This is a genomic window from Burkholderia sp. Bp9012, from assembly GCF_003853825.1.
In the GTDB taxonomy this organism is placed as follows: domain Bacteria; phylum Pseudomonadota; class Gammaproteobacteria; order Burkholderiales; family Burkholderiaceae; genus Burkholderia; species Burkholderia diffusa.
Genome location: NZ_QTQA01000036.1, coordinates 40806 through 56716 on the forward strand (window position 1 = coordinate 40806; position 15911 = coordinate 56716).

General features: G+C 60.0%; 13 protein-coding genes and 1 pseudogene. 10 read left to right on the forward strand and 4 right to left on the reverse strand.

Going from position 1 to position 15911, the window contains the following annotated elements; all coding sequences use genetic code 11:
- Positions 1-73: 73 nt before the first annotated feature.
- The 3 genes from DIE11_RS32415 to DIE11_RS32425 are packed head-to-tail and all read right to left on the reverse strand — an operon-like array spanning position 74 to position 4003.
- Positions 74-1219: an aminotransferase class V-fold PLP-dependent enzyme gene (locus DIE11_RS32415; RefSeq protein ID WP_124489152.1), complete on the reverse strand. Its 1146-nt coding sequence runs from the start codon at positions 1217-1219 to the stop codon at positions 74-76.
- A 33-nt stretch (positions 1220-1252) separates the two neighbouring features.
- Positions 1253-2539 carry an MFS transporter gene (locus tag DIE11_RS32420; protein ID WP_124489153.1) on the reverse strand — a complete coding sequence of 429 codons (1287 nt, stop codon included), beginning with the start codon at positions 2537-2539 and terminating at the stop codon, positions 1253-1255.
- A 51-nt stretch (positions 2540-2590) separates the two neighbouring features.
- On the reverse strand, positions 2591-4003 hold the full coding sequence (locus tag DIE11_RS32425) for a M20 family metallopeptidase (RefSeq protein WP_124489154.1): 1413 nt from the start codon (positions 4001-4003) through the stop codon (positions 2591-2593).
- A 113-nt stretch (positions 4004-4116) separates the two neighbouring features.
- On the opposite strand from DIE11_RS32425, the gene DIE11_RS32430 reads away from it, so the two are divergent.
- Complete coding sequence (locus tag DIE11_RS32430; RefSeq protein ID WP_124489155.1) at positions 4117-5037, forward strand: LysR family transcriptional regulator; 921 nt, start codon at positions 4117-4119, stop codon at positions 5035-5037.
- 162 nt (positions 5038-5199) lie between these two features.
- The gene (locus DIE11_RS32435; RefSeq protein WP_124489156.1) at positions 5200-6357 is read left to right on the forward strand and encodes a porin; all 1158 of its coding nucleotides are present in this window, start codon (positions 5200-5202) and stop codon (positions 6355-6357) included.
- A gap of 167 nt (positions 6358-6524) precedes the next feature.
- On the opposite strand, the gene DIE11_RS32445 is transcribed toward DIE11_RS32435, so the two are convergent.
- Entirely contained in the window at positions 6525-7427 is a 903-nt protein-coding gene (locus DIE11_RS32445; RefSeq protein ID WP_124489158.1) for a LysR substrate-binding domain-containing protein, read from the reverse strand.
- Between the two features lie 209 nt (positions 7428-7636).
- Here DIE11_RS32445 and DIE11_RS32450 point away from each other — a divergent pair, with 209 nt between their 5' ends.
- From DIE11_RS32450 to DIE11_RS32490, 8 genes and pseudogenes are all read left to right on the forward strand, one after another.
- Positions 7637-8782 (forward strand): FAD-binding oxidoreductase, encoded by a 1146-nt coding sequence (locus DIE11_RS32450; protein WP_124489159.1) that lies wholly within the window; start codon positions 7637-7639, stop codon positions 8780-8782.
- Entirely contained in the window at positions 8772-9131 is a 360-nt protein-coding gene (locus tag DIE11_RS32455) for a (2Fe-2S)-binding protein (protein WP_124489160.1), read from the forward strand. Before DIE11_RS32450 ends, DIE11_RS32455 begins: the two co-directional genes overlap by 11 nt.
- A complete protein-coding gene (locus DIE11_RS32460; protein ID WP_124489161.1) occupies positions 9128-10519 on the forward strand; it encodes an NAD(P)/FAD-dependent oxidoreductase in 1392 nt (463 codons plus the stop codon). The genes DIE11_RS32455 and DIE11_RS32460 overlap by 4 nt, the downstream gene beginning before the upstream one ends.
- Positions 10520-10621: 102 nt before the next feature.
- Complete coding sequence (locus DIE11_RS32465; RefSeq protein ID WP_124489162.1) at positions 10622-10966, forward strand: RidA family protein; 345 nt, start codon at positions 10622-10624, stop codon at positions 10964-10966.
- Between the two features lie 480 nt (positions 10967-11446).
- Positions 11447-12214 carry an ABC transporter substrate-binding protein gene (locus tag DIE11_RS32470; RefSeq protein WP_124489163.1) on the forward strand — a complete coding sequence of 256 codons (768 nt, stop codon included), beginning with the start codon at positions 11447-11449 and terminating at the stop codon, positions 12212-12214.
- A complete protein-coding gene (locus DIE11_RS32475; protein WP_124489164.1) occupies positions 12201-12542 on the forward strand; it encodes a hypothetical protein in 342 nt (113 codons plus the stop codon). Before DIE11_RS32470 ends, DIE11_RS32475 begins: the two co-directional genes overlap by 14 nt.
- Positions 12543-12608: 66 nt before the next feature.
- Positions 12609-13766: an enolase C-terminal domain-like protein gene (locus DIE11_RS32480; RefSeq protein WP_124489165.1), complete on the forward strand. Its 1158-nt coding sequence runs from the start codon at positions 12609-12611 to the stop codon at positions 13764-13766.
- Between the two features lie 657 nt (positions 13767-14423).
- A pseudogene (locus DIE11_RS32490) lies at positions 14424-15160 on the forward strand (IS256 family transposase); the annotation flags it as partial.
- Between the last annotated feature and the right edge of the window lie 751 nt (positions 15161-15911).

Consider the following 15911-nt stretch of genomic DNA (forward strand, 5'->3'; position numbering starts at 1 on the left):
TGCGGCGGTCCGGTCAGCACGCACGACACGCCCTCGCGGCGCGGTGCCTTCGAACGTACGATGTGCGGCGTTTTCATCGCGGCAGGTGCGCCGCGACGCGCTCGATTCCGGCAGCGGTAGTCGTCGCGCCCGGTGACAACCGCAGCGTACGGCCACGTGAATCGACATGGATCCGCCGTGATGCCAGCATCGTCACGATCAGCTGAGGATCATGATCCGCCGGGATCTCGACCATCACACTGCCGCCGCGCAGCCCGTCGTCGCGAGGCGACAGCAGCCGGTAGCCTAGCCCATCGGCGATCTCCATCAGTTGATGGCAAAGCGCGAGATTGTGCGTGCGCAACTCGCCCGGGCGTTGAGCGAGCAGCCAGTCGATGCCCGGCTGCGACGCGACGAACGGCAGCAACGATGGCGTGCCGGTATCGAAGCGACGCGCGCCCGCTGCATAGGAAAACGTGTCGAGGTTCCAGTTGAATGGATCCGGCTGACTGAACCAGCCTCGCACGCCAGGCTGCATGCCGTTATCCAGCAGATGCGGCGCGACATAACCGAGGCCGGTGCCAGGCGCGCCGCACAGCCACTTGAGCGTGGAACCGCAAACGAAATCGACCGGTGTATCGTGCAGATCGAACGGCAGGATGCCGGCGCCCTGGGTGATGTCGAGCGCGACGAGGCTGCCGGTGCTGCGCGCCTGCGCGATGAGCGCAGCCAGATCGACGCGCTTCGACGTCAGCGACGACACCCATGTGACCAACGCGAGCGCGACCTCCGCATCCCAGGCGGCGATGAAGTCTTCATCGCGCACGTACGCCTCGCCTTCGCGCACGGGCACGGTTTTCAGCGTGAATCCGCGTCTCGCGGCCACACCGTTGAGCAGGAAATGCAGGCTGGGGAAGCAGTCCGCGGCGACCAGCACGGTCCGACCCGCCAGCGCGGCGTCGTCGAGGCCGTCGAGAAAGCGTGCGAAGACGTCCGTCACGTTCTGGGCCCCGAACACGTGTGCGGCGTCTGCACCGATCAGCGTCGCCCAGCTCGAAAGGAGCGCATCGCGCGCGCCGAGTCCGGCGGCCCAGCGGCGATCGTCCGGGGCATACCAGTCGGCGGTGAAACGCGCGAGCGCGTCCGTTACCGCAGCCTGCTGGCCGGGAAAGATGCCGACAGAGTGATACATCAGCCAGCCGCTGAAGTCGTCGTCGGTTGCAATGGAGGATGGCGTCATGGTCGAGGTTGCGTCCGGATGTCGGGTGTCGGACTAGATGTGTTTGACGATGGACCGGTGATGGATTCCGATGCAGCACAGGCTCAGCACTGCGCAGGCCATCAGGTAGAACGCGGGGGAGACCGGATCGTGAGTCCAGCCGATCATCGCGGTGACGAGCCACGGCGTGAATCCGCCGAACACCATCACGCCGATGTTGTAGCTGAACCCGAGGCCGGTGCTGCGCACGGTGGTCGGAAACAGCGAAGCCAGCACTGCCGCGAGCGGCCCGAAATAGATCGCCTTCAAGGCACCTGCCAGCACCATGATCGCCATCAGCACCGCGAACGACGGGGAACCGATCAGCCAGCGAAAGCACGGATAGATCGTCAGCAGCGTAAGGGTGGCGGAAACGACCATCATCCTGCCGCGACCGTAACGATCCGCGAAATGGCCCATCAGCGGCGTGAAGATCATCAGGATCGCGCCCGTCAGCACGGTTGCAGCGAAGCCGGTGGAGGCAGGCAGATGCAGCTGTTTGACCGCATAAGTCGGCATGTAAAGAATCATCAGATAACTGGCTGCGGTCGAGACGGCCATGATGCCCGCGGCGAGCGCGACGCGGCCGAGATGGTGTGCAAGCAGGTCGCGTACTGGTGCGGCGTGTTTGGCTTGCGACGGCTGCAGCGTGTCGTCGATATGGCGTCGAATATAGAGGCCGACCGGCGCGACCAGCAGGCCGAACACGAACGGCATGCGCCAGCCCCACGATTCGATCTGGGCGGGCGTGAGCAGGCCGCTCAACGCGAGTCCGGCGAATGACGCAAGCACCGTGGCGGCTCCCTGACTGGAGAACTGCCAGCTGCCGAGAAACGACTTCCGTGCGGACTGTTGTTCGATCATCAGCGCTGTGCCGCTGCCGAACTCCCCGCCCGTCGAAAACGCGATGAGCACGCGCGCCAGCATCAGCCCGATCGGTGCCGCGATGCCGATACTTGCGTAGGTGGGAATCAGCGCGCAAACCAGCGTGCCGACCGTAGTCAGCCAAAGTGCGGCGAGCAGCCCCGCCTTGCGACCGTGCCGGTCAGCGTAGCGGCCGAGCACCAGCGCGCCGAGCGGGCGGAACACGTACGAAATACCGAACGTGCCGAACGTGAGGAGCAGCGAAACCGTGTCGTCGTGCGCGGGGAAGAACAGCTTCGATAACGTGACCGCGAAGAAGCCGTATGCGGCGAAGTCGAACCATTCGAGTGCATTACCGATGCTGCTGGCGACGATCAGGCGCTTCAGTGGCCCGTTGTCCTGGCGGACGGCCGGTTGATCTGTGACGATGGATTGCATGAGCGTGGTCCGGAGAGGAGTAGTGTCGAGTCAAGTCGGCTCAGGCTGGAATCAGCGTGCCGCGGCGGTATGAAGTGCGTTGTGTATCGCCCGCCCGGATACGCCCAGATCCCAGAATAATCCCGTCATGATCTGCAGCGCTTCGCGTGCGACGCTGCCGAGAAGGTGTTCGTCCGGCGCATGCTGGCGGCAGTTCGGATAGGAGTGCGGCACCCAGATGGTCGCGAGGCCGAGCGTCGTCGCAAAGCACTCGTTCGGGATCGTGCCGCCGAGGTTCGGCAGGATCGTCACCGGCTTGCCGCTGGTGGTCGCGATCGATGCTTCGGCCCAGCGCGACCATGGATGGTCCGGGTCGAGGCGCGTCGCATTGCCGGAGGCCTCGATCGTGACGTCGACATTGTCGAACCCTTCGCGACGCAGATGGGCGAGCAGCAGTTCACGCGCGTTCAACCAGTCGGTGCCCACCACGAAGCGCAATTGGCAGACCGCTTCCGCGCTGGCGGGAATCGCGCTGATGGGTCTGCCGATGTTGCCTGCCTGCATCGCGAGCACTTCGAGCGTATTCCATGCGTAGACGCGTTCGGCGTCGCTCAGACCCGGTTCGCCCCAGCCCTGCGACAGCGGCGGATCGCCGTCGTCGGCGCCGACTTCGAGCTTGCCGACGAGCTCGCGCACGCGCTGCGGAATCGGTGGCGGCAACAGGCCATTGACGCGGATCCGGCCGTGGCCGTCGACGAGGCTCGCGAGCGCATTGGCCAGCACCGTTGCGGGATTGGCGAGCACGCCACCCCAATTGCCGGAATGACGCGCGCCGAACGAGTTGACGACGCGCAGCCGGAAATGCAGTGCGCCGCGCGAGCCGAGGAACATGGTGGGGGCGGCGGCGCGTTGGCGCGGGCCGTCCGACGCGATCAGCAGGTCGGCCTGCAGCCGTTCCGCGTATCGCGTACAGACCGCATCGAGCCCCGGCGAGCCCACTTCCTCGCCCATTTCGATGATCACCTTGGCGTTGAACCCTAGCGAGCCGCGCGTGGCGAGCACCGAAGCGAGGGCAGTCAGGTTGATCGAATGCTGTCCCTTGTTGTCCGCAGTGCCGCGGCCATACCAACGATCGCCTTCGATGTGCAGCTCCCACGGCGAGCGCCCTTGCGACCAGTTGTGCTCGTCGCCGTTCACGACGTCTCCGTGGCCGTAGATCAGCACCGTCGGTAGCCCGGCGGATTCCATGCGCTCGCCGACAAGCATGGGTGGCATGCCGGCCACCGGGTTCTCGACGATTTCCGTCGTGAAACCGAGCGCATGCAGAGCCGGTCCAATTTCGTCGGACAGATAGTGGCGCAGTGCCGCTTCCGCCTGCGGATTCTGGCTCTCCGTGCGCAACGCGACACGGCGGCTCAACGCCGCATGAAAGGCGCCGCTGTCATAGTGGCGGGCGGCGTGCGAGAGGGCTTCGGAGCGTGTCATGTCGAAAAATGTGGAGCATCGATGACGTTCAGACTACCGGCATCGAATGTTTTTTGTATTCGCAATCAAACAACGTATATTTGCGAAAATCGCAAACCCCGCGGAGACACGCCATGCGCAACCTGCTTGATTCGTCGTTGTACTACTTTTCAGTGGTGGCGCAGAGCGGGTCGCTCAGCGCGGCGACCGAAAAGCTTGGCGCCACCGTCTCGGCGCTGAGCCGCCACATTGCGAAGCTGGAGGGTGATGTTGGCGCACCGCTGTTCGAGCGGCACGCGCGCGGCATGGTTCTCTCGGACGCGGGGCGCATGCTGCTGCGTTACGCGCAGAGCAGCCTCGCGGAGGGGCAGGCCGTGATGAGCGCAATCCAGGGGGACAAGGCGCGCCGCGAGCGCAAGCTCCGAATCTCGTGCACTGAGGGCTTTGCACTAGACTTCCTGCCCAACTCGCTTTCCGCGTTCTACACGCAGCATCGGGATGCTGTCATCTCGATCGAAGTGACGTCGTCGGACGGTGCGAGCCGAATGCTGGTGGACGGCGACGCGGCGATTGCGCTGTCGTTCAGCCTGAAACCCGAACCCGATGTGGTAGCGCATCTCACGTTGCCTGCGCCGGTGCTGGCGCTAATGTCACAGGATCATCCGCTGGCATCTCGCCAGACGCTGTCCTTGGTCGACCTGCAGGCCCATCCGGTGCTCCTGCAGGACACGGGAACGACCATACGGCAGTTGTTCGACATTGCCTGTAACGTCGAGGGCATTGATGTCGTGACGCCGATCACGAGCCGTTATGTGGCTTCGCTGTACCGCTTCACGCAGGTGATTCCGGGCGCGATCATGCTTTCCGGTTTCATGTCGGTTGCAAACCGGTTCGAAGCAGACGGCCTTGTTGCGGTGCCGTTCGACAATCCACTCCTGCAGCAGCGTCGTCTGCAGGTGAAAACCTCTGCGGCTCGGCCGCTTACAGAGCTTGCCACGCTTTGCCTTGAGCATCTGACCGCTGATCTGCAGCGAACCCAGGCGCGACATCCGTAGGTGCGGTGCCCCCTGGACGTAGGGGGCGAGCTTTGCATCCCGCGCAAAGCCCGCTTGTTTGATTTCGAACGCACCACGGAAAGAGCAGCGCTAGAGTGCAATGGCACCGACTTCTCGGACTACACGCGAAGCGCCTGATTGCATTCAACCCTGGAGATCAACGTGAAAAAAAACCTGCTTGCCGTCACGGCGGTACTGTCGGTAATTAGTATTCCTTCTCATGCTCAGAGCAGCGTGACACTGTACGGCATCGTCGACGCCGGTATTGCGTTCAACAGCAACTCTGGCGGCAGCAGGCTCTATCAGCTGTCGAGCGGAAACATGCAGGGTAGCCGTTGGGGCCTTCGTGGCGCCGAAGATCTGGGCGCGGGGCTGAAAGCCGTGTTCGCGATCGAGAACGGTTACAACGTGACGAATGGCAAGTTGTTGCAGGGGGGGGACGAATTCGGCCGGCAGGCCTATGTCGGGCTGGCGTCGGACCGCTTCGGCTCCGTCACGTTGGGGCGGCAGTATGACGTCGTGGTCGATTTTGCCGCGCGCTTCGAATCAGCGGCGCAATGGGCGACCGGCTACGGCGCGCATCCCGGCGATCTGGACAATCTGCAGAATTCGAACCGCGTCAACAACGCGATCAAGTTCAAGAGCGTCGACTACGCGGGACTGAAGTTCGGCGGTGTGTATAGTCTTGGCGGAGTTGCAGGGCATTCCGGCACGAATCAGATCTGGTCGGTCGGTGCCGGATACGACCGCGGACCGCTGTCGCTGGGCGTAGGTTATCTCAATGCGCGAGATCCGAATTACTCCTTTTTCGGCAACAACAGCACGTCGAGCACTACCGCGTCGAACATGACGGCCAGCACGGTCTATTCGGGCTACGCGTCAGCGCGCACCCAGCAGATCATCGCAGCGGGTGCGGCATATCAGCTTGGCCATGCGACGATCGGCGCGATGTACACGAACACGCAGTTCCGCGGCCTGGGTGCGCTTTCGTCGCTGAATTCGTTGCACTATCAAGGTACGGCGGCGTTCCACAATGCCGAAATGAACTTCAAGTATCTGCTGACGCCTGCATTGACCGTGGGCGCCTCGTATGACTACATGAAAGGCTATGGCGTCAACCATGCAACCTACCATCAGGTGAATCTCGGCGTGGACTATTTCCTGTCGCCGCGAACCGACGTCTATATCAGCGGCATCTATCAGCATGCGACAGGAACGGACTCGACCGGCAAGACGGCCGTCGCGAACATCACGGGGTTCTCGGCTTCGTCGAACGGTAATCAGTTTGTCGCAGTCACCGGGATCCGACACAAGTTCTAGTCTCCGGACGAACAGTAAGCGATATTGATTGACCCACACGGCTGCGCTGGCGCAGCCGCAGCCGCAGCCGCAGCCGCAGCCGCAGCCGCAGCCGCAGCCGCAGCCGCAGCCGCAGCCGCAGCCGCAGCTGCAGCTGCAGCTGCAGCTGCCTTCGTGCCGGATGACGCTTACTGCTGCCAGCCCGTTATCTCGCGCTCGAACTGATCCCGCAACAGCGCAGCGAACTCCTCAGCCAATTGTGACGCGGCCCCATGCGGAGGATACAAAAGGAAATTGGGGTAATTGATCGATGGTGAAAACGGTAACACCTTGATCCCATGGCCCACATAGTCCGTCGCCACCAACGGATGCGCGAGCGTCACACCGAGCCCGAGCTTCACCATTTCACAACATGTCGCGCTGTACTGCGCTTCGAGCGACAGGGTGCGCTCGATTCCCTCTTGTTCGAACACACGGTCCGTCTCCTCCCGCGATCCGTCGCCATGCACGAGCGAAATGTATTGCTCGCCGCGAAGGTCCGATGCCTCGATTCTGCTTTTATTCGCGAGACGATGATTCTTCGGCAAGAGGCAAACGACCTCCGAGTCAGGCAACGCAACGGCCTGACACGTAGCGGCCGCAGAGACGAACGCGACGATCCCCACGTCGCAGAACTGCGAAGAAACCCATTGCTCTACCGTATTCGACGTGTTCGTGTGAATCGACACGGTCACGTCTGGTCGAGACTGTCTGAAGCGCTGCACGACTCTCGGCAGAAAGCTCATGCCGATGCCGGGGATCGACGCAATGCGTAGACGGCCGCTGCCAAGATTCCGAATGCTGTCGGCCGCATACGCGAGACTTTTCAGCCCGACGAAGACACGCTCGACTTCGCGAAAAAGCGCCTTGGCTTCCGGTTTTGGATTGAGACGACCCCCGGAGCGCTCGAAGAGCACGAGCCGCGTATCGGCCTCCAGTTGTGTAATCAGCCTGCTTACATTGGACTGGGAGGTGTGAAGTTCCGCAGCGGCGCCCGTCGTCGAGCCGGCTTGCATCACCGCACGGAAGGCTTCGATCTGGCGTAGTTTCATCTGGACTATCTCTTTTTGGCATAGGTTGGCGTCAGATTGGTATTTGACTGCATAAGGGTGGTCGCTCAACATCCGTATTAATACGCACGCGTTGCCGGGGCCGCGACATCGGCTTCAAGTAAAGCTGGTCGGAATTGCTTGTTCCTTCCGTGCTTGAACCCCAATGGGCGGCAAGCCACGGTGACATTGTTATTTTGAGCAAGGACCGTATGAAGACGCATCGCTCGACGGCCCACTACGATGTGATCGTCGTTGGTGGTGGTTTGGTCGGATCAGCAGTTGCCTATGGCATCGCCCGGCAAGGTGCCCATGTGTTGGTCGTAGACGAGGGGGACGACGCATTTGGCGCCTCCGTTGGCAATTTTGGATTGGTGTGGGTGCAAGGCAAAGGAATCGGGCTACCTGCCTACACGACCTGGACCCGTGAATCCGCGCGGCTCTGGCCAGCGTTCGCCGACGAATTGCGTGATGAAACCGGCGTGGACGCGCAATTACTGCAACCTGGCGGTTTCGACCTGTGTTTTTCGGATGAGGAACTCCAGGAGCGTGGAAGGCAACTGCTGCAGCTGTCGGGCGATGCCGATGGCGACTATCCGTTCGAGGTGCTCGACGCGGTGGACCTGAGGGCCCGCATCCCCGAAATCGGCGCTTCGATTGCCGGCGCAACGTATACGCCGATGGACGGCCACGTCAATCCTCTAAAGCTGCTGCTCGGCCTGCGAAGGGGCCTGGTCAACCGTAAAGCACACTTCGCCACCTCCGAGCGCGTCGTGCGAATCGACTCGCAATCGGGCGGATTCGTCGTCCATGGACAGCGCGAGCGCTGGTGCTCTGCGAGGGTCGTGCTCGCCGCCGGGCTAGGCAACAAGGACCTCGCGCCGATGGTCGGGCTGCAGGCACCGGTCGTGCCGATACGTGGTCAGGTTCTGATCAGCGAGAGAGTCGCTTCGTTTCTGCGTTTCCCGACCGTCACCGTGCGTCAGACGAACGAAGGCACCGTCCAATTGGGCGACTCACTCGAAAACGTCGGTTTCGACAACGGCGTCACGACGGATGTGCTCGCGGAGATTGCGATGCGCGGCGTGAAAGCATTTCCGCTGCTTCGTGATGTGCGTCTCGTGCGAGCGTGGGGTGCGCTGCGCGTGATGACGCCGGACGGCTTCCCGATCTACGAGGAGTCCAGCGCGTGCCCGGGCGCGTTCAATATCAGCTGCCATAGCGGCGTCACGCTGGCCGCGGCGCATGCGCTGCGCCTTGCGGGCTGGATCACTGGCGCGCGGGAAGCCCCCGTTCTACACGCGTTCGCCGCTGATCGCTTCCGGAAACCATACGAAACATTTAGCCATGTCGACTGAACCTCTGTTCGAGCAATTGTCCACCGCGCATGCCCCAAAGGTGCGAATTTTCTTCAACGATTCGCCATACGAAGTGCCGGGCGGGATGAATCTGGCGGCGGTTCTCCTTGCCGTGGGCATTCGACGCTTCCGCAGAACGCCCGTGAGCGGAGCCGCGCGTGCACCGTATTGCATGATGGGGGTTTGCTTCGAGTGCCTGGTGGAGATCGACGGCCAGCCCAATTGTCAGAGTTGCCTCGAAAGCACGCGGGACGGCATGCGTGTGCGGTCGCAGGAAGGCGTAAGGCAGGTATCGATCGAATCGCCTGTCGAATCCGATACGAGCGACCGCAAGGGGCAGGGACAATGATTGCCGAATCAGTTGATGTTGCCGTGATCGGCGCAGGGCCCGCGGGCATGGCCGCTGCGACTGCCGTCGCGCATGCCGGACTGTCGGTCGTGCTGCTTGACGAGCAATCGACATTGGGGGGGCAGATCTATCGGTCCATCGCCCATACCGACGACGAGCGTGTCGCATTGCTCGGGCCGGACTACGCGGCTGGCGCCGCTATCGCAGCGGCGGTGTCCGAAAGCAATGTTCGTCACGAAGCGGGGGCCCAGGTGTGGTTGGTCAGCAGGGACCGCGAGATTCATTACACGCAGTGCGGTCGCAGCAAGTCGCTGGCGGCTCGTCACCTCGTGCTGGCGACCGGCGCGATGGAAAGGCCATTTCCGATTCCCGGATGGACGACGCCAGGCGTGATGACAGCCGGCGCGGCGCAAATCCTGCTGAAGGCATCGGGCACGGTGCCGAGACACCCTGTCGTGCTCGCGGGTTGCGGGCCGCTACTCTATCTGCTTGCGTGGCAATACCTGCGCGCTGGCGTGCCCATTCGTGCTGTCGTCGAGACGACCGTTCTGGCCGACAGGATGCGCGCGGCGAGACACTGGACGAGTGCGTTGCTTGGATGGCGCGATCTGATGAAAGGTGTGAACCTGCTGCGCGCGCTGCGAATCGCGCGGGTACCGGTCTACCGAGGTGCATCAGATCTGCGTATCGAAGGTGAGCAGGCTGTAACCGGACTGACCTTCACTGCTGGCAACAAGCGCCAGCATGTCGAAGCAGAACTCGTGCTCCTGCATCAAGGCGTCGTGCCGAATACGCAGATCTCCTGGTCGCTTCAGGCATCGCATCGTTGGGACATCGATCAGCTTTGCTGGGTACCGAACCGTAACGACGTATTTGAGCTGGATGTGCCTGATGTATTCGTCGTGGGCGACGGTGGGGGTATTGCCGGCGCGAAGGCGGCAACGGCGCAAGGCCGGATATGCGGGCTGGAAATCGTTCGGCGTCACGGCAAGATCGACATTGTCGAATTTAACCGAAGCGTGCGCCGATTGCGCGCCGAGCATGCCGGGCACCTTCACATTCGACCGTTTCTCGACGCGCTGTATCGACCCAGTGACCGCGCGCGAATCCCGGCCGATGACGTACTGGTTTGCAGATGCGAGGAGGTCACGGCTGGTGCAATTCGGGAGTCGGTTGCGCTCGGATGTGTCGGCCCGAACCAGGCGAAGGCGTTCAATCGATGTGGGATGGGGCCCTGTCAAGGACGCCTGTGCGGGCTCACCGTTTCCGAAATCATTGCGCAAGAACGTCAGGTTTCCCCGGAAGTTGTGGGCTATTACAGGATCAGGGCACCCATCAAGCCGCTCACGCTCGGTCAATTGGCCGGAGCCGCAGAGTGTGTCCAGTGACAGACGATACGTCGGAACACGAGCAGCGTTCGGCGAGAAGCATCCAAATGATGGCAACCGGGGTGTCGATGGCGGCACATCCGAACTTTACGGAGGCACTGCATGATCGATCGTCAGGGAGTGAATGGAAGGCTAAGCAGGGTGTTGGTCGTGAATGGGTTTGTTTTCCTGTCGGGCGTGACCGCCCGAGACACGACGGGTGGAGTCGGTCAACAAACGAAAGACATTCTTGATCAGATCGATAGCCATCTGAAAGCAGCCGGTACCGACAAATCTCGCATCGCGGTTGCCAACATCTGGCTGGCGGACATCGATACTTTCGACGACATGAACGAAGCATGGGATGCATGGGTCGACAAGGCCTGTCCTCCCGCACGCGCTACGGTCGAATCGCGCCTTGCGGGTGAAGACCTTCTCGTCGAGATTCAGGTTCAGGCGGTTGTGTAACCGTCCGATGTCGTATGAGAGGTAGGAAGCGCGAGCGAATCGGGAAGATCGCCCGCTCGAGGAGGTGTGTGGAGATTGTGAATCGACGCGGACCGGTCCTGCTACCACATGGCTGCACCTATCTCAAATTTGCATAGCGTGCACAGGTAGTCGCAATGCGAACGGGTTTGCCGGAGCATACGATGAGTATGTATCGACTCAGAATATGGGGCGGCCACACGAGCGGGAAATGGGTATTCGTCGTCGGGAAATTTTTTTGGTGGAATGATCGAGGTTCTTCCGCTTTCTCAAATGAACGATTGGACATCTTCTTAGGTTTGTGTTGTACGCCTGATGGATCATATCGAACGGTAAGGAGCGGAGTTCGCTGTTTGTTTTTGCTTTAAGGTAGCTTGCGCCAGGCTGATTCACCCGATAATAAATCATATGACTAACTGAATTGTTAGGTCGATTAAAATTCTGATGAGTTGAGGAGCGGAGATGAGAAAATTTGTTGCTTCGGCTGTACTGTGTGTGCTTGCGACGTCAACATGGGCGGCGGATACTCTGCGCTTTGGTATTGAGGCGGATTATCCTCCATTTGAATATAAGCTGCCCAGTGGAGAATTGACGGGTTTCGATATTGATATTGGAAACGCTGTTTGCGCCAAGTTGAAGGTGAAGTGCAAATGGATCGAGAATTCTTTCGATGGGTTGATTCCTGCATTGCAGGCAAGAAAATTTGACGCCATCAATTCGGCCATGTGGGCTACAGAGCAACGTGAGAAGGCGATTGACTTTACGTCGATAATTTATACGCCTCCGATTCGCCTGGTGGCGCGATCGGGTAGTCACATCCTTCCGGACGCAGAATCGCTGAAAGGAAAGCGCATTGGCGTTCAGCAAGGTGGAACGCAGCAATATTACGCGGAAAAAAAGTGGGCTCCAGCTGGTGCTGCCGTTATTACATATCCGAGTCAAACAGCAGTATTTGCTGATTTGGCTGCCGGTCGAATCGATGCAGCCTTGCAGTCGCAGCAAAGTGCTGAAGATAGCTTTCTGAAAAAACCAGAGGGAAAAGATTTCGCATTCGTCGGCGGACCATTGACTGATGAAAAAATATTTGGTCGTGGGGTTGCCTTTGGGGTTCGAAAGCAGGATTCCGATTTGAAAGAACGACTGAATATGGCGATTTTGTCATTAAAGCAAGACGGCACGCTCGATAAGCTAGCGAAAAAATATTTTCAATATCAGATTGTGGACCATTAAGCTTCTGGCTGAGAAAAAGAGATTCGGTGATGTGTTACATCGAGGCGTTGGAGACTTCAATGGCGCATCATCGTGCCGTGCGCCGATCGTCGCTCAATTCAAGTCATATATTGACGAGGCTTGGAGCAATCATGTTCTCCAGAACGTCTCCAATCTCGCCTTGGTGCGCATTTTGGACTTGATGAGCACGGCGGCGTCGAGGCACTATGAGTCGATTTTCATCGTCACGCTGGACTCGGCTTTGGAGAGTGGACGGAAAAATTTCGACCGTTTGGTAATGGGTGACGCTGTGCGCGCCGATGGCGGCTATATGATGTGCGGAATTTAACTTTATCAGGAATATTAGAATTTCATACCCTCGATGGTCGTTGTTCGAGAATTTCTGGGGATTTCAATGCTTGATTTTAATATCAAAACAATGGCGCGTATCGTCGCAGCCGAGGTCTTTGAGATCGAGGCGGGGCTGGTTACGCCATACAAGATGACCGAAGGCACGTTGGTCTCAACGAGCGCCGTAATGGTGAAGCTGACGGACGCCGACGGCGTGGAGGGTTGGGGTGAAGCGAATCCTTACGATGTCTTTACTGGCGGCACGGCAAGCGATGCCGCGCGAGCGCTGAGGGACACCCTGCTGCCTATCGTGATGGCATCTCCTGCTCCTGCTCCCGGCAGCATCGATGAGGAACTCGACGCACAGCTTACCGGGCATCTTAGCGCAAAGGGAGCGGTTACCATGGCGCTTCTCGATATTCTGGGCAAGCGGCTGAATGTCCCGGCGGCGACACTATTGGGTGGGGCCCTGAGGAAATCGCTGCCGGTGCTGTGGCCTCTCAGTAACGGCACGGCCGACGAAGACATTCGCGTAATTGACGAGCGAATGGTCCAAGGATTCTCCAGTTTCATGCTGAAGATGGGCACGTCTCCGATACGAAGCGAGATCGGGCGCGTGGCGGAGCTTGAAGCGCGGTACGGGAGCGCGATCACGCTAATCGCCGACGCCAATGAAGGCTGGACTCGCGCAGAGGCTCGCGAGTTTCTTGATGGAGTGAGCGGCTCCCGCTTGGCGTTCGTTGAACAGCCATTGATCAAGTCGGACCTGGAAGGTGCGGCAATGCTGGCGAGAGACAGCCGCATCCCTATATCGGCTGACGAAGCCGTGGCGGGACTATCACATTCGGCTGAGCTGGCGCGCGCTGGTGCCGCGAATATCTTTAGCGTTAAAAGCAGCAAAAATGGCGGGCCATTGCGCGCTCAGCGCATTGCGGCGGTGGCTGAGGCATTCGGCATTCGTTGCTACATGAACTCGATGATCGAATTCGGCGTCACGCAAGCTGCGTCACTGCAACACGCCGTAACGATCGGGAATCTCGTCGATGTGGGGCACGCCTTTATGTCCACGTTACGGCTCACGGACGACCCGACCGATTTTTCGACGTTCGTGCGCAATGGAGTGGTGCATCTTCCGGAAAGAGCAGGGCTGGGCATGGAGGTCGACGAGCCGCACGTGCGTCGCATGACATCAAACGGATTTGAGCTTCGTGCACCAGCTTGAACTGTAAGGGCGACTGTTGCGTATAAGACACGCCAATTTGGAGGTGAAAGGTGCCGACGTCCTCAATGAGATCGACTTCACTGCCGTGATGTGGAAGAGGGAACGGCTTTATCCATCTGCGGAATATTGCAGAGTCTTCCGCATTTCTTCGTATCCGGTCTTTTAAGAACACCCCTCAGGAGTTGGAGGCAGCTGCCATGCTCCACGGTGTGAGGTCAGCATATTCGTCAGAGGTTGCAGCAAGTGAGCGGCAACTTTGCGAACAGTCAGACGAGGTAGACGTGCGGTTCGATGCTGTTTGCTTTGCATGTCTTGACGAGGGAGTACAGGTTGGCGTGGACCAGTGCGCTGGCGATCGTATCGGAGAACAACCAGCTCTTGCGGCCGATGATGAACGACCGTATCGCGTTCTCTCACGGGTGGTTTCGAAATCAGCCAGTTGACGTTCTGGGCGTAGCGGACCAGTTTGGGCCACTGTCCACTCATGTATTGTGAGTGATTCATAGGCGTCGTTTCAACTAAATGGAAGCGATGGGCCGAGAAATCGCCGCGCGATTGCGTTGGGTGCGCACACGAAACCAGCAATGCCGGCCTCGTGTACGGGCTTATCCGTGATTTTGTGGGCGGGGCATATCATGAGGTGTAAAGGCCATGGATATGCCGATGAAGAAGAAAAGACAAACTGTAGCGCGTCAGGCAGCGGCCCGAGGGCCGCTGCCTGAACTGCCCAAGGAACTGCTGGACCAATTGGTCAAGGGGCCGATGACGCTGCCGAGGTGCAGGACCTGAGGCTGGCGTTCAACAAGGCGGTCATCGAGCGCGCGATGGGCGCCGAGATGAATCTGCATCTGGGCTATCCTTCGGGCCAGCCTAAGCCGCCCGGGCAGGTCAACGAACGCGACGGTGCCAGCGGCAAGACGGTCATCACCGATCGCGGCCCAGTCCGGGGCGAAGTGCCTCGCGACCGTGACGGCAGCTTCGAGCCGATCCTGATCCCCAAGCACGAACGCCGTTGCACTGGCTTCGACGAACGCTTTATCGCGATGTACGCCCGCGGCATGAACGTGCGCGAGATTCAAGGGTTTCTGACCGAGCACTATGGCACCGAGGTATCGCCCGACTTCATCAGTTCGGTCACCGACGAGGTGATGGCCGAGGCGCTGAGCTGGCAGAGCCGCCCGCTCGAGACGATGTATCCGGTGGTGTTCTTCGACGCGCTGCGGGTCAAGATCCGCGACGACGGCGTGGTCAGCAACGAGGCCGTCTATCCGGCTTTGGGCATTCAGGCCGACGGCCAGCGCGACGTGCTGGGCCTCTGGATCAAGCAGACCGAGGGCGCTAAGTTCTGGCTCAAGGTGTTCAACGAACTCAAGACGCGCGGCTGCCAGGGCATCCGTAAGCATCTCACGGTGGCCGTCTTGCTGCGCTCGCCAAAAGTGCCCGTGTCGCATACGTCGCCTGAAAACCGGGCCACTATCTTGAAATCGAATTCACTCCCCTGGCATTGATCGGGACGCCGCCTTTTTATTTGCGGTGGCGTATTTCGTGATGCAGCGTATGAAGATCCAAAACGCAATGAACTATCTGCACCATCACCACGGACGCCCGCTGTTGCGCCGTGGTTCGTTTCGCAGTAAGCGTCGGGGCAGTACCGTGTTGACTGATGTGAGAAGAAGGTGCATGCGGATTCTGTAAGAGCGATCGAACCAGGTTACGAGTGTTGCACAGCAGCTGGATTGTCGCCGGGAGTGGTTGATGATACGAACCTATCAGGGCTCATGCCACTGCAAAGCAGTGCGCTTCGAGATTGACGCCGACATAGATCATGTGCGGGCAGTGCGACTGCTCTGTCTGCTCGATGCGGGGGGGGGCGTTAATTTATCGCGTTCCTGCGGACGCATTCCGCCTTCAGACGCCGTTAGATAGTCTATCTGTCTATCGCTGGGGTTCACGAACCGCGGCGGACTATTTTTGCCCCACCTGCGGAATCTTGCCATTTCGCAAGCCAAGCGCTCCTACTGCTGAGGAAGCAGCAAACGGAATGGCCCCCTTTTGATGGCTGGGCCTTTGTCAAACGCATTTGAAATCTGAGCCACTTCGCGCCTGATCGCGCAAAGTAAAACTGAGCCAGTCGTTACCTCTTCG

Bases quoted from the DNA above. Each gene is read 5' to 3' on its own strand.
- DIE11_RS32480 (WP_124489165.1), top strand. From the start codon at position 12,609: ATGCTTGATTTTAATATCAAAACAATGGCGCGTATCGTCGCAGCCGAG.
- DIE11_RS32455 (WP_124489160.1), top strand. From the start codon at position 8,772: ATGTCGACTGAACCTCTGTTCGAGCAATTGTCCACCGCGCATGCCCCA.
- DIE11_RS32450 (WP_124489159.1), top strand. From the start codon at position 7,637: ATGAAGACGCATCGCTCGACGGCCCACTACGATGTGATCGTCGTTGGT.
- DIE11_RS32425 (WP_124489154.1), bottom strand. From the start codon at position 4,003: ATGACACGCTCCGAAGCCCTCTCGCACGCCGCCCGCCACTATGACAGC.
- DIE11_RS32460 (WP_124489161.1), top strand. From the start codon at position 9,128: ATGATTGCCGAATCAGTTGATGTTGCCGTGATCGGCGCAGGGCCCGCG.
- DIE11_RS32420 (WP_124489153.1), bottom strand. From the start codon at position 2,539: ATGCAATCCATCGTCACAGATCAACCGGCCGTCCGCCAGGACAACGGG.
- DIE11_RS32415 (WP_124489152.1), bottom strand. From the start codon at position 1,219: ATGACGCCATCCTCCATTGCAACCGACGACGACTTCAGCGGCTGGCTG.
- DIE11_RS32430 (WP_124489155.1), top strand. From the start codon at position 4,117: ATGCGCAACCTGCTTGATTCGTCGTTGTACTACTTTTCAGTGGTGGCG.
- DIE11_RS32445 (WP_124489158.1), bottom strand. From the start codon at position 7,427: ATGAAACTACGCCAGATCGAAGCCTTCCGTGCGGTGATGCAAGCCGGC.
- DIE11_RS32465 (WP_124489162.1), top strand. From the start codon at position 10,622: ATGATCGATCGTCAGGGAGTGAATGGAAGGCTAAGCAGGGTGTTGGTC.
- DIE11_RS32470 (WP_124489163.1), top strand. From the start codon at position 11,447: ATGAGAAAATTTGTTGCTTCGGCTGTACTGTGTGTGCTTGCGACGTCA.